Annotated in this window: 9 protein-coding genes; 3 read left to right on the forward strand and 6 right to left on the reverse strand. The window is 63.6% G+C overall.

Annotated features, from left to right (window positions below; genetic code table 11):
• The 4 genes from AVO45_RS13165 to mraZ are packed head-to-tail and all read right to left on the reverse strand — an operon-like array spanning window position 1 to window position 3656.
• Window positions 1–1791, reverse strand: a complete 1791-nt coding sequence (locus AVO45_RS13165) for a peptidoglycan D,D-transpeptidase FtsI family protein (protein WP_068347662.1) — start codon at window positions 1789–1791, stop codon at window positions 1–3.
• The gene (gene ftsL, locus AVO45_RS13170; RefSeq protein ID WP_068347663.1) at window positions 1788–2156 is read right to left on the reverse strand and encodes a cell division protein FtsL; all 369 of its coding nucleotides are present in this window, start codon (window positions 2154–2156) and stop codon (window positions 1788–1790) included. Before ftsL ends, AVO45_RS13165 begins: the two co-directional genes overlap by 4 nt.
• A complete protein-coding gene (rsmH, locus tag AVO45_RS13175) occupies window positions 2153–3148 on the reverse strand; it encodes a 16S rRNA (cytosine(1402)-N(4))-methyltransferase RsmH (RefSeq protein ID WP_068348066.1) in 996 nt (331 codons plus the stop codon). The genes ftsL and rsmH overlap by 4 nt, the downstream gene beginning before the upstream one ends.
• A gap of 4 nt (window positions 3149–3152) precedes the next feature.
• A complete protein-coding gene (gene mraZ / locus AVO45_RS13180) occupies window positions 3153–3656 on the reverse strand; it encodes a division/cell wall cluster transcriptional repressor MraZ (protein ID WP_082688795.1) in 504 nt (167 codons plus the stop codon).
• Window positions 3657–4541: 885 nt separating this feature from the next.
• Here mraZ and AVO45_RS13190 point away from each other — a divergent pair.
• Window positions 4542–4793, forward strand: coding sequence for a DUF1127 domain-containing protein (locus AVO45_RS13190; RefSeq protein ID WP_420819936.1), 252 nt, complete (start codon window positions 4542–4544; stop codon window positions 4791–4793).
• A gap of 397 nt (window positions 4794–5190) precedes the next feature.
• On the opposite strand, the gene AVO45_RS13195 is transcribed toward AVO45_RS13190, so the two are convergent.
• Window positions 5191–7647 (reverse strand): ATP-dependent helicase, encoded by a 2457-nt coding sequence (locus AVO45_RS13195; RefSeq protein ID WP_068347673.1) that lies wholly within the window; start codon window positions 7645–7647, stop codon window positions 5191–5193.
• Between the two features lie 161 nt (window positions 7648–7808).
• Between AVO45_RS13195 and AVO45_RS13200 the strand changes: the two genes are divergently transcribed.
• Both AVO45_RS13200 and AVO45_RS13205 read left to right on the forward strand, forming a co-directional pair.
• The gene (locus tag AVO45_RS13200; RefSeq protein ID WP_068347675.1) at window positions 7809–8966 is read left to right on the forward strand and encodes an alpha-hydroxy acid oxidase; all 1158 of its coding nucleotides are present in this window, start codon (window positions 7809–7811) and stop codon (window positions 8964–8966) included.
• A 137-nt stretch (window positions 8967–9103) separates the two neighbouring features.
• Entirely contained in the window at window positions 9104–12541 is a 3438-nt protein-coding gene (locus AVO45_RS13205) for a pyruvate carboxylase (protein WP_068347677.1), read from the forward strand.
• A 72-nt stretch (window positions 12542–12613) separates the two neighbouring features.
• Here AVO45_RS13205 and AVO45_RS13210 read toward each other — a convergent pair whose 3' ends face one another.
• The gene (locus tag AVO45_RS13210) at window positions 12614–13486 is read right to left on the reverse strand and encodes a hypothetical protein (protein ID WP_068347679.1); all 873 of its coding nucleotides are present in this window, start codon (window positions 13484–13486) and stop codon (window positions 12614–12616) included.
• Window positions 13487–13692: the final 206 nt, after the last annotated feature.

Genomic DNA, 13692 nt, shown 5'->3' on the forward strand with positions numbered 1-13692 from the left:
CTAGTTCGAGGTCAGGGTTATAGCAGCGTCCGCCTCAGGCTCAAGCCGGGGGCGCAGGCCCAGCAGCGGCGCCACGCGCCCGATCAGTTCGGCCGCCACCGGCACCGCCGTCCAGCCCGCCGTGCGGCGCTTTTCGCCATAGGCCAGGATCGACGGTTCGTCGAGCGTGACGACCAGGACATATTTCGGATCATAGGCGGGAAACAGCGAGGCGAAGGTGGCGATCACCTTGTCGTCATAGTAGCCGCCGCGCGGCTTGGGCTTGTCGGCGGTGCCGGTCTTGCCCGCAACGTCATAGCCCGGCACCTCGGCAAAGCTGGCGGTGCCGTCCGTCACCACCTTGCGCAGCATGGCCTGCGCCTGCCGTGCGGCGTTTTCCGACATGACGCGAGGGCCGTATTGCGGGCCGTTGCGCCGCAGGATCGTGGGGCTGACATAGTGTCCGCCGTTGGCGATGGCCGCATAGCCGGCCGCAAGGTGCATCGGGCTGGTCGAAAGGCCGTGGCCGTAGGAGATGGTGACCGTGCTCAACTCGCCCCATTTCCTGGGCTTGAGCGGCTCGCCGCCCTTGGCCTCGACGATTTCGAAGGGGGTCGGCTCGAACATGCCCAGCGACCGCAGGAATTCCTGCTGCCGCTCGGCCCCGATCTGCAGGGCCAGCCGCCCGGTGCCCCGGTTCGAGCTTTTGACGATGATGTCGGCGACGCTGAGCTTGCCATAGTTCTTGCCCTGGAATTCGCCGATGGGATAGCGCCCGATCTTCATCGGTCCCGAGGTGTCGATGATGGTGTCCGAGTTCACCAGACCCAGGTCAACCGCTTGTGCTGCCGTGAAAATCTTGAAGACCGATCCCAGCTCGTAGACGCCCTGCACATAGCGGTTGAAGAGCGGGCTGTCGGAAGGGTCGAACCCCGAGGTCGGCGGGCGCGGGCGGTCGTTCGGGTCGAAGGTCGGCAGAGAGGCCGCCGCGACCACCTCGCCGGTATGAGCGTTCATCAGAACGGCCGAGGCACCCTTGGCGTTCATGATCTTCATGCCGCCGAACAGCACCTGTTCCATCGCCGCCTGAACCGTCAGGTCCAGCGACAGCGTGAGCGGTTTGTTGCCGTTGGCCGGGTCGCGCAGATAGTCGTCGAACTGTTTTTCCACGCCTGCCACGCCGATCACCTCGGCCGCGTTCACGCCCTCGCGCCCGAATCCCGCCCCGCCCAGGATATGCGCGGCCAACTGGCCGTTGGGATAGAGCCGCATCTCGCGCGGGCCGAACAGCAGGCCCGGATCACCGATGTCGTGAACCGCCTGTTTCTGTTCCGGAGAGATCCTTTTCTTGATCCAGAGGAACTTGCGCTTGCCGGTGAAGTCCTTGATCAGCCGCTCCTTGTCCAGATCCGGAAAGACCCGGACCAGCCCCTCGGCGGCGGCGACCGGATCGACCATCAGCGGCGGCTGCGCATAGACCGAGTAGGTTTCGAGATTGGTCGCCAGGATGCGCCCTTCGCGGTCCACGATGTCGGCCCGCTGCATCGCGATCGAGGCGCCAGGTGCGCTGGCAAGCGGTTCCTGCGCCTCGGAGGTGGCCAACGCCCCCATGCGCAGACCGATCACGACGAAAACGCAGAGGAAAAACGCGCCCAGAACCAGCAGGCGGCCCTCGGCCCGCGCGCGGGCGCGATCTTTCATTTCCTCGTGGCGCTTGCGGATGTTCTCGCGCTCGATGACATCGGGGTTTTCGCCGCGGGCGCGGGCGTCGAGAACGCGCGGCAGGGGGCGGAGCGGCGTACGGGCGGTCATGGCAGCTGCACCTCGGCCGCGGCCTGAACGTCGGTGATGGCCTGCAGCTCGATCGGATCGACGATGGGCAGGTCGGGGTCCTCGCCATAGGCGATCTGATCGACGCGGCCGAACTGGTCGGCGCGCAGCGGCAACAGGCCGAGACGCTCGAAATTCAGGTCGGCCAGCTCGCGCAGCCGGTCGGGGCGGTTGAGATAGGCCCACTCGGCGCGCAGGACGCTGAGACGGGCCTGCGCCTCGCCGATCTGGTTCTGCAGCGCGCGCGTTTCCCTCAATACCTGCTGGGTGCGGTAATTCTCGTTGTAGGCCCACAGGGCCAGACCGAACACGGCCAGAGCGGTCAACACATACAGGACACTCTTCATCTCGCTCCTCCACCGAGTTGCGGCATGCCGATGGCGCGCGGGTCGATCGGCCCCGCCGGCGCGTCGGTCCGCACCGCCACCCGCAGCTTGGCCGACCGCGCGCGCGGGTTTTCCGCCAGTTCCTGTTCGTCCGGGCCGATCGCCTTGCGCGTCTTGAGGGTGAACTGCGGCTGCTCCTGCGGCAGTTCGGGCGCATAGCGGCTGGCCCGGCCGGTTCTGCCCGAGCGCGCCTGCAGGAACCGCTTGACCATGCGGTCCTCGATCGAGTGGAAGGTGACGACGGCAAGCTGCCCGCCCGGTTTCAGCGCCCGTTCGGCGGCCATCAGCCCCTCGAACAGCTCGTCATATTCCCGGTTCACGGCAATCCGCAGCGCCTGGAACGAGCGCGTGGCGGGATGCGACTGCCCCGGCTTGGCGCGCGGCAGGCAGCCTTCGATGATTTCCGCCAGCCGCAGGGTGGTGGTGATCGGCTCTTCGGCGCGGGCCTTGACGATGGCCTTGGCGATGCGGCGGCTGGCGCGTTCCTCGCCATAGTGAAACAGGATGTCGGCCAGCAGCGCCTCGGAGGCCGTGTTCACCAGATCGGCGGCGCTTTCGCCTTCCTGGCTCATGCGCATGTCGAGCGGGCCGTCCTTCATGAAGGAGAACCCCCTGTCGGCCTGATCGAGTTGCATCGACGACACCCCGAGATCCAGAACGACGCCGTCGAGATCCTGTGCGTATTCGTCCATGCGGGAAAAGACGCCGGGCTGCATCACCAGCCGGTCGCCGTAGTCGCCGGCCCAGGAGGCGGCCATGTCAAAGGCCAGCGGGTCGCGATCAACGGCGATCACCTTGTCGGCGCCGGCATCCAGCAACCCGCGCGTATAGCCACCGGCGCCGAAGGTTCCGTCCAGCCAGACGCCATGAACCGGCGCCACCGCCGCCAGGAGCGGGCGCAGCAAGACAGGGATGTGAGGCGCGTCCGGTCGAGGGTGATCCGCGGCCGCCATGCCGTCACCCGCCCTCGACCGCATCGAGGAACTGCAGCGGATCGACATCGTCGCCCAGGCTGTCGAGCCATTCTTCGGTCGCCGCCAGTTCCTCGGTCTCGTAGGTTTCGGGCTTCCAGATCTGGAACGTATCGCCTGCCGCGATGAAAAACGCCTCGTCCTCGAGCCCGATCTTCTTGCGCAGCTTGGCCGGTAGCACCAGCCGCCCGGTTTCATCGACATTGGTCGGAAAGGACTGCCCGTGGAACAGGCGCTGCAGCATCTTGCGCTCTCTCGAGCCGCGCGGCAGCGCGTCGATCTTGGCATCGACCTCGTCGATCGCCTCCATCGTGTAGCATTCCAGGTATTTGCGGCGATGGTCGCCATAGACGATGACAAGCTCGGGATTGCTGCCGGACTGCCAGTTGGGATCGCCCGCTTCGAGCACGCGGCGAAAAGAGGCCGGGATCGAGACCCTGCCCTTGCTGTCCACCTTGTGGTGGCTTTCGCCTCTGAACCTGCGCGCCAAGACGACGTCCCTTTCGCTTGCGCCTCAAAAATCTCTCCCCCCGAAACTTAAAAACGGCGGGTTGATCTGCTGCCATTGATCAACCCGCCGCATTTGCCCGCCTTGCGGGATGTCCAGCTGCGCGCGCCACCTGGGGGGATGTCTGCTCGCCCGCGCGCCGGATCTCTGTGGTCTGATGAAAGCGAGATGCCTGTATGAAACCTGATTATTGTTGGTTGGGGTCGTTTGGCGCCCCTGCTGCCTCGTCCTCATCGGATGTATTAGGGATGACATGGGAATTCATGGAAATCAACAAAATTCTGCGGGAAGAATCTGGAGATTCGCGACGATAGCACTCGGTGTCGGGCAGGTCATCCGCAAAATGTATACTCAAAAATAGCACTTTTGGGATAACGACACGAGAGCCACACCATATGTTGTGCCTCATGGTAGACCGAAAAAATCTCCCATGAATTCCCGATTTTTTTTCAGAAACCCTGAAAACTGGGCCGGAGCCACCCAGTTTTTCCCGATCTCCCCCGAATCACCGGCCCCGTCGATACAGAAAATCGCAGGCGTGCTCCCGCACTCTTTCAGTGCCGTCCCATGAATTCCCACGGCAGCGATCCGTGGCACAGCAGGACATCGGCGCGGTGCAAACGGTCTATGCCCATGAACGCCAGGCGATGTTGGGATCTGTTCGCATTTGGCTGGGCAAATGACCTCACGGCATCCCCGGCCATGCCGCGACACTTCTCAACAATCCCAGCGGCCATTTTCAGAGACCACGCGATTTCTCCAAACAATCTATGCATTTGCTGCATAGCGGCATTGCTCATCCTCCCTGTTGCGCGTCCGCAGCAATTGCCTATTTTCACCCTCAAGCAAGCGACGCCGCACTGCGGCATGAAACTGGAACGACAGGTTACGACCATGGCAGTCACAAGCGAACATACCGTCCTGAAGGGCACGCACTCCATCGGCTTCTCCTCGCTGATCGAAGCCATCAAGACCCGCTACACCCGCCACCGGGTGTACCGCCAGACGGTCAACGAACTGTCGGCCCTGTCGAACCGCGAACTGGCCGATCTGGGCCTGCACCGCTCGATGATCCGTCGCATCGCCATGCAGGCGGCCGAGGACTACACGGCGCACTAAACGCCTGAAGAACACCGAGATCAGGCCCTTCTCCTCCTCCCTGTGGGTCTGAACTTCGGCGGCGACATCCTCCTCCTCCCTGATGTCGCCGCACCTTATACCGGCCTTGCTGGCCGGAGCTGATACACCGGGTTCTCCTCCTCCCTAGTCCGGTGTTGCAAGCGAGCGGCGATGCCCTTCCTCCTCCCTGGCATCGCCGCCTCCTCATACCGGGGTCAAACCCGGGTTCGGATGCATCGGGGCCACTCCTCCTCCCTGCCCTGATGTTGCAAAGAACGGCGGTTCCCCCTCCTCCTCCCTGGGAACCGCCGTTTCTTGTTTTCAGACATGAAAAAGGCGCCCGAACCGGGCGCCGATCAAACAATCGAGCATGTGCCGGCAGGCACATTCCGCTGGATCAGAAGGGCACGTCGTCCTTGGCCGAGAGGAACCGGGCGACCACCTTCTTCGTCCCGGCCTTTTCAAACGCGACTTCGACCTTGTCACCCTCGATGGCGATCACCTCGCCATAGCCGAATTTCTGGTGAAACACCCGCTCGCCCAAGGCGAAGCTGGCGACGGCGGTCGCGTCGATCACGGTGTTGCGGGATTCGCGGGGTTGCGACATGCCGTATTGTCCCTGCCGCGCTTGCATCCGTTTCCAGCCGGGCGAGTTGTAGACATTGGCCTGCGCCGCGTGGGTCTCGATTCCGGGGGCGCTGTGCCCGCCGCCATAGAGGCCCGGAGGCGTCAGAACCTCGACATGGTCCTCGGGCAACTCGTCGATGAAGCGCGAGGGCAACATCGATTGCCAACCTTTAAAGTCACCAGAGAAAATTAATCTATTGGAGGCAAATGAAATTGTGCAAACTTCCTCCGCGCGAGTGATGCCTACATAGGCGAGGCGACGCTCTTCCTCGAGTCCCTTGAGGCCGGTTTCATCCATCGAGCGCTGCGAGGGGAACAGACCATCCTCCCACCCCGGCAGGAACACGGCGGGAAACTCCAGCCCCTTGGCCGCGTGCAGGGTCATGATCGAGACCTTTGGCTCATCATTGTCCTGTTCGTTGTCCATGACGAGACTTACATGCTCGAGAAAACCTTGCAGATTCTCAAATTCGCCCAAGTGGTTAACCAACTCCTTCAAGTTTTCCAACCGTCCGGCAGCCTCGTGATCACGCGGCCTACGTGGCGGGCTTGGATCCAATTTTAGCTCTTCATCGGAAAGTGGTTTTAAGTAACTTTCAGTGTAACCACTTTCATCCAAGATTATCTGAGCCAATTCAATATGTGAAACCTCTGGATCGCCATACCGGGCAGGTTCGGCACCGTTATCAATCACTGAATCATCATCGATTTCAATCCGCGGGCCGCGGGTCATGGCATTCCAGCGCGCCAGCCCATCGACCAATTCGCGCAAAGCCGCGCCACCCTTGCCCTTGATCAGCCCTTGTTCGGCCGCAATCCGCGCGCCTTGAAGCAGCGACACGCCATGATCCCGCGCGGTGCGCTGGATCGTCTGTTGCGCTTTCTCTCCTAAACTGCGCTTAGGCGTGTTTACGATTCGCTCGAAAGCCAGATCATTGTCAGGACTGACCACGACGCGGAAATAGGCAATTGCATCCCTTATTTCCAATCTACGGTAGAATGGCACCCCACCAATAACTCTATATGGCATGCCGATCTTCAGAAACCGATCCTCAAGCACTTTCATTTGGTGGGTAGCTCGAACCATTATCGCTATTTCATTTAGCTCAAAGGGTCGCATGCCTCGGGTACCGCTTCGCATTGCATCGATTTCCTCACAAATCCAGCGGGCTTCCTCTTCGGCGTCCCAATGGCCGATCAGGCGGACCTTTTCGCCCTCGGGCTTGTCGGTCCACAACTCCTTGCCCAGACGGCTTTCATTGCCGCGGATCACGTTCGAGGCGGCGGCCAGGATGTGCGGCGTCGAGCGGTAGTTCTGTTCCAGCCGCACCACATGGGCGCCGGGAAAGTCCTTCTCGAAGCGCAGGATGTTGCCCACCTCAGCCCCGCGCCAGCCATAGATCGACTGGTCGTCGTCACCCACACAGCAGATGTTCTTGTGCCCGCCCGCCAGCAGCCGCAGCCACAGGTATTGGGCGATGTTGGTGTCCTGGTATTCGTCCACAAGGATGTAGCGGAACCAGCGTTGGTATTGCTCCAGCACGTCCGGGTGGGTCCGGAAGATGGTGACCATGTGCAAGAGCAGGTCGCCGAAATCCACCGCGTTCAACTCGCGCAGGCGAGTCTGGTATTGGGCGTAGAGGTCAACGCCCTTGTTGTTGTAGGCCCCGGCATCGGCGGCGGGCACCTTGTCGGGGGTCAGGGCGCGGTTCTTCCAGTCGTCGATGATGCCCGCCAGCATCCGCGCGGGCCAGCGCTTGTCGTCGATATTGGCGGCCTGCACCAATTGCTTGAGCAGGCGCAGCTGGTCGTCGGTATCCAGAATGGTGAAGTTCGACTTCAGCCCGGCCAGTTCGGCATGGCGGCGCAGCAGCTTGACGCAGATCGAGTGGAAGGTGCCCAGCCACGGCATCCCCTCGGCGGGCTGGCCCAGCAGGCGGCCCACCCGTTCCTTCATCTCGCGCGCGGCCTTGTTTGTGAAGGTCACGGCCAGAATCTCGTTCGGCCGCGCCCGGCCGGTGCTCAGCAGATGGGCGATGCGGGTGGTCAGCGCCTTGGTCTTGCCGGTGCCCGCACCCGCCAGCATCAGCACCGGGCCGTCCAGCCGCTCGACCGCTTCCCGCTGCGCCGGGTTCAGGTCATCCAGATACGGCATCGGGCGGGCGGCCATGGCACGGGCCGACAGCGAGGCGCTTTCGAAGGCGTCATTTTCATCGAAACTGCTCATGCGCCCAAACTAAGCCGGAAGCGTGCCGAGGGAAAGGGTTTGTTCACGGCTTGTTCGCGCGATTTTGCGAATTTCTTTCGGGATGCTGGTGGAGCCGTCGGGCGCAGGCTGCATCTGCCTGAAACCCTTGCCGAATCGCGCGGCAGGTCGGATCAATCGGCATGGACCTGCACAGCACCTACCCCGGACTCGAGGATCTGAAACGGCGCGCCAAGCGGCGCGTTCCGCATTTCGTCTGGGAATATCTCGACAGCGGCACCGGGGCCGAGGTGGCGGTGAACCGCAACCGCTGGGCGCTGGATCAGGTGCGGTTCCTGCCCTCGATCCTGCACGGCCCGCAGGAACCCGACCTGCGCACCCGAATGCTGGGGCAGGACCATGCCCTGCCCTTCGGCATCGCGCCGATCGGCATGTCGGGGCTGGTCTGGCCGGATGCCGAGGGGATTCTGGCCCGCGCCGCGGCCCGCGCGGGCATTCCCTATACGCTCTCGACCGTCGCCAGCCAGAGCCCCGAGGACCTGACCCCGCACCTGGGCGAGAACGCCTGGTTCCAGCTTTACCCGCCGAAAGACCCCGAGATCCGCCGCGACATGCTGGAGCGCGCCCGCGCGGCCGGGTTCTCGACCTTGGTGCTGACCGCCGATGTGCCCGTCGCCTCGCGGCGCGAGCGGCAGACCAGATCGGGGCTGCGGCAGCCGCCGAAACTGACCCCGCGCCTGATGGCGCAGGTCGCGAGGCGGCCGGCCTGGGCCTGGTGCATGGCGCGGGCGGGGATGCCGCGGATGCGGGCGCTGGACAAATACATCGACGGCTCTGCCGACCTGCCCCCGACCGCGCATGTCGGATATCTGCTGCGCACCTCGCCCGGCATGGATTACGTGAAGTGGCTGCGCGATCACTGGGAGGGGCCGTTCATCATCAAGGGCGTGATGCGGGCCGAGGATGCCGCGCCGCTGGAGGCGACCGGGGTCGATGCGCTGTGGGTATCGAATCACGGTGGCCGCCAGTTCGACGGCGCGCCCGCCAGTATCGAGGTTCTGCCCCAGATCCGCGCCGCGACGGATCTGCCGCTGATCTTTGACGGGGGCACCGCGGGCGGGCTGGATATTCTGCGCGCGCTGGCGCTGGGGGCCGATTTCGTGATGCTTGGGCGGGCGTTTCTCTATGCCCTCGCCGCCCTTGGCGAGCGCGGCCCAGCCCATGTGATCGACATTCTCCGCAAGGATTTGGAGGCAAATATGGGACAGCTGGGTGCCGTTACGGCAACCGAGTTGCCGCCGCCGATCATGCTGAATCATGCCGCATCGCAGAATGCCTGACGGAAATCATGACTGAAAAACTGTCGTTTCGCGGCGTTTGCGAGCGATAACATGCCGGTTCTACCCAGAAATACAGATATACCTGTGCGTATTGTCCGCCTAAAACACGGCCAAGCTGAAAGACCACGGGACCTGCCATGACCGACTTCAAGAAAATCCTGATCGCGAACCGCGGCGAAATCGCCATCCGAGTGATGCGTGCGGCGAACGAGATGGGAAAACGCACCGTCGCCGTCTTTGCCGAAGAGGACAAGCTGGGGCTGCACCGCTTCAAGGCGGATGAAGCCTATCGCATCGGCGAAGGGTTGGGGCCGGTCGCGGCCTATCTGTCGATCGACGAGATCATCCGGGTCGCCAAGGAAAGCGGCGCCGACGCGATCCATCCGGGCTATGGCCTGCTGTCCGAGAACCCGGATTTCGTGGATGCCTGCGTCAAGAACGGAATCACCTTCATCGGCCCCAAGGCCGAGACCATGCGCGCGCTAGGCGACAAGGCCAGCGCCCGGCGCGTGGCGATCGAGGCCGGCGTGCCGGTGATCCCGGCCACCGAGGTTCTGGGCGACGACATGGACGCGATCCGCAAGGAAGCGGCCGAGATCGGCTATCCGCTGATGCTCAAGGCCAGCTGGGGCGGTGGCGGACGCGGGATGCGTCCGATCCTGTCCGAGGACGAATTGGAAGAGAAGGTGCTGGAAGGCCGCCGCGAGGCAGAGGCCGCGTTCGGCAATGGCGAGGGCTATCTGGAAAAGATGATCACCCGCGCCCGCCACGTCGAGGTGCAGATCCTGGGCGACAAGCACGGGCAGATCTATCACCTGTATGAACGCGACTGCTCGGTCCAGCGCCGCAACCAGAAGGTCGTGGAACGCGCCCCGGCCCCCTATCTGAGCGACGAGCAGCGCGCCGAGCTGTGCGAGCTGGGCCGCCGCATCTGCGCCCATGTGAATTACGAATGCGCCGGCACGGTCGAGTTCCTGATGGATATGGACACCGGCAAGTTCTACTTCATCGAGGTGAACCCGCGCGTTCAGGTCGAACACACCGTCACCGAAGAGGTCACCGGCATCGACATCGTGCAGGCGCAGATCCTGATCGCCGAGGGCAAGACGCTGGCCGAGGCCACCGGCATGGCCAGCCAGGAGGACATCCGTCTCAACGGCCATGCGCTGCAGACGCGGATCACCACCGAGGACCCGCAGAACAACTTCATCCCCGACTACGGCCGGATCACCGCCTATCGCTCGGCCACCGGCATGGGCATCCGTCTGGACGGCGGCACGGCCTATGCGGGCGGGGTGATCACGCGCTATTACGACTCGCTGCTGACCAAGGTCACCGCCTGGGCGCCGACGCCCGAGAAAGCCATCCACCGCATGGACCGCGCCCTGCGCGAGTTCCGCATCCGCGGCGTTTCGACGAATATCGACTTCGTCATCAACCTGCTCAAGCATCCGACCTTTTTGTCGAATGAATACACCACCAAGTTCATCGACACGACGCCCGAGCTGTTCACCTTCAAGAAACGGCGCGACCGGGGCACCAAGGTGCTGACCTATATCGCGGACATCACCGTGAACGGGCATCCCGAGACCAAGGACCGCCCCCTGCCCCGCGCCGACCTGAAAGAGCCCAAGCCCCCGGCCCGCAAGGCCGAGCCGCAGATGGGCACCCGCAACCTGCTGGAGCAGAAGGGCCCGCAGGCGGTGGCCGACTGGATGAAGGCGCAGCGGCAGCTGCTGATCACCGACACCACCATGCGCGACGGGCACCAGTCGCTCTTGGCGACGCGGATGCGCTCGATCGACATGATCCGGGTGGCGCCGGCCTATGCCGCCAACCTGCCGCAGCTGTTCTCGGTCGAGTGCTGGGGCGGCGCGACCTTTGACGTGGCCTATCGCTTCTTGCAGGAATGCCCCTGGCAGCGCCTGCGCGACCTGCGCGAGGCGATGCCCAACCTGATGACCCAGATGCTGCTGCGCGGCAGCAACGGGGTGGGCTACACCAACTATCCCGACAACGTGGTGCAGGAATTCGTCCGCCAGGCGTCGCAGAACATCGACGTGTTCCGGGTGTTCGACTCGCTGAACTGGGTCGAGAACATGCGCGTGGCGATGGATGCGGTCATCGAGAACGGCAAGATCTGCGAAGGCACCGTCTGCTATACCGGCGACATCATGGACCCGGACCGGGCCAAGTATGACCTGAAATACTATGTCCAAACCGCGAAAGAGCTGCGCGACGCAGGCGCCCATGTTCTGGGCCTGAAAGACATGGCCGGCCTGCTGAAACCCGCCGCCGCGCGGGTGCTGATCCGGGCGCTGAAGGAAGAGGTGGGCCTGCCCATCCACTTCCACACCCATGACACCGCCGGCATCGCCAGCGCCACCATCCTTGCGGCCAGCGAGGCGGGCGTGGACGCGGTGGACTGCGCGATGGACAGCTTCTCGGGCAATACCAGCCAGGCGACGCTGGGCACCGTGGTCGAGGCGCTGCGCCACACCGACCGCGACACCGGGCTGGACATCAAGGCAATCCGCGAGATCAGCGACTATTTCGAAGCGGTGCGCGAGCAATACGCCGCCTTCGAATCCGGGCTGCAGGCCCCCGCCTCCGAGGTCTATCTGCACGAGATGCCGGGCGGCCAGTTCACCAACCTCAAGGCGCAGGCGCGCTCGCTGGGGCTGGAGGAACGCTGGCACGAGGTGGCGCAGATGTATGCCGACGTGAACCAGATGTTCGGCGACATCGTCAAGGTGACGCCGTCCTCGAAGGTGGTGGGCGACATGGCGCTGATGATGGTCAGCCAGGGCCTGACGCGCGAGCAGGTCGAGGACCCGGATACCGAAGTGGCCTTCCCCGACTCGGTCGTGGACATGATGCGCGGTAACCTCGGCCAGCCGCCGGGTGGCTTCCCCGAGAAGATCATCAGGAAGGTGCTCAAGGACGAGGCGCCCAATACCGAGCGTCCGGGCAAGCACCTGCCGCCGGTGGACCTGGAAGCGACCCGCGCCGACCTGTCCAGGCAGCTCGAGGGCAAGGAAGTCGATGACGAGGATCTGAACGGCTACCTGATGTATCCCAAGGTCTTTCTCGACTACATGGGCCGCCACCGCACCTATGGTCCGGTGCGTACCCTGCCGACCAAGACCTTCTTCTACGGCATGGAGCCGGGCGAGGAGATCACCGCCGAGATCGACCCCGGCAAGACGCTGGAGATCCGCTGCCAGGCGATCGGCGAGACCGACGAGAACGGCGAGGTCAAGGTGTTCTTCGAGCTCAACGGCCAGCCGCGGGTGATCCGCGTGCCGAACCGGTTGGTGAAGGCCTCGACGATCCAGCGGCCCAAGGCCGAGGTCGGCAACCCCAACCATGTGGGCGCGCCGATGCCGGGTGTCGTGGCCACGGTCGCGGTTACGCCGGGCCAGGTGGTCAAGGAAGGCGACATGCTGCTGACCATCGAGGCGATGAAGATGGAGACCGGCATCCACGCCGAGCGCGACGCCACCGTGAAGGCGGTGCATGTCCAGCCCGGCGGTCAGATCGACGCCAAGGACCTGCTGGTCGAACTGGAATGAAAAAGGGCGGCCGCTGGCCGCCCCCTGTCCTGATACCGCGCCGCCCGGATCGCTCTGGGCGGCGTTTTTCGTTCAGTCGGTGAGCATTCCGTTCAGGGCCTCGACGGCCTCGTCCGACAGCTCCTGATCTCCGGTCAGATCGGCCAGCGCCTGATCGGTGGTGTCCTGTGCGGTATCCACCGCGTCCTCTGCGTCGGCGACATCGTTTTCGGCATTTTCCACCGCCTCTTCGGCGTCGCTGACAGCGTCGTTGTAGTCGTCGATGGAATCGAACTGTTCGTCGATCTCGTCGTCTGTCAGAGCCTCAAGATCTGCCAGTTCCTTCTCTGCGTCCGCCAGAACCCCGAGCGCCTCGTCCAGGTCATCCTGCGCCATGTCCAGATCGAAAAGCGTGTCGCGATAGTCCGAAAGCTGGCCTACCCGGCTGTTCGGAGCCGCATTGGCAAAGGCCTGCGCACTGGCATGAGCCGCGTTCCAGCCCTTCAGCTCGGACGCGATCTTGCCGTGATGGTTCGGGGCAACGTGGTTAGTCTCGGTTTGGGATTTCGCGCGGCCGTTGCTGCGTTGTGACTTGCCACTGAACAACCCTGTGACCTTGTCGGCAAATGCTTCGGCCCTTGCGCCAAGGCCGTTGCCTTGTCCCTGGCCCTTTCCCTTGCCTATGCCGAGCCCGGCAAACACACCGGCCCCCTTGCCGGATCTGTCATTGCCTCTACCGTTGCCGAAACCGAACCCGGCGCCTTTCCCGTTGCCACCGGCATGGCCGACGCCGTGGCCACCTCCGTTTCCGCCGCCTTTGCCGTTGCCACCGCCTTTGCCGTTGCCACCGCCGTTGCCATCTTTGGCAAAAGCGGGTTCAGGCATGGAAACGGTGACTGCAAAGCTGACCGCACCGGCCAGCATGAAACACACGGCAGTGACGCGCATGGCCGAATTGATCTTCATGAGATTTCCTCCACTTGTCCCACAACTTCGCCTGCCCGCCTGCCTGGTCAACAATTCGACTTGCGCGTTTCTGCACTTGTCTGCGCCTGACGAAATCCGGAGATGCACCCTAGCACGAAATTTTGTCAAAATCATGCCGGCCGTGAAACATGCCGCACCAGGCTGCACGTCACCATCCACGACCGGCATTTCCGCCATGCCTGGGC

Source organism: Ruegeria marisrubri, from assembly GCF_001507595.1.
Classification (GTDB): domain Bacteria; phylum Pseudomonadota; class Alphaproteobacteria; order Rhodobacterales; family Rhodobacteraceae; genus Ruegeria; species Ruegeria marisrubri.

Excerpts from the sequence above, each read along its gene's own strand:
- AVO45_RS13165 (WP_068347662.1), bottom strand. The coding sequence starts at position 1,791 with ATGACCGCCCGTACGCCGCTCCGCCCCCTGCCGCGCGTTCTCGACGCC.
- ftsL (WP_068347663.1), bottom strand. The coding sequence starts at position 2,156 with ATGAAGAGTGTCCTGTATGTGTTGACCGCTCTGGCCGTGTTCGGTCTG.
- rsmH (WP_068348066.1), bottom strand. The coding sequence starts at position 3,148 with ATGGCGGCCGCGGATCACCCTCGACCGGACGCGCCTCACATCCCTGTC.
- AVO45_RS13190 (WP_420819936.1), top strand. The coding sequence starts at position 4,542 with ATGAAACTGGAACGACAGGTTACGACCATGGCAGTCACAAGCGAACAT.
- AVO45_RS13195 (WP_068347673.1), bottom strand. The coding sequence starts at position 7,647 with ATGAGCAGTTTCGATGAAAATGACGCCTTCGAAAGCGCCTCGCTGTCG.
- AVO45_RS13200 (WP_068347675.1), top strand. The coding sequence starts at position 7,809 with ATGGACCTGCACAGCACCTACCCCGGACTCGAGGATCTGAAACGGCGC.
- AVO45_RS13205 (WP_068347677.1), top strand. The coding sequence starts at position 9,104 with ATGACCGACTTCAAGAAAATCCTGATCGCGAACCGCGGCGAAATCGCC.
- AVO45_RS13210 (WP_068347679.1), bottom strand. The coding sequence starts at position 13,486 with ATGAAGATCAATTCGGCCATGCGCGTCACTGCCGTGTGTTTCATGCTG.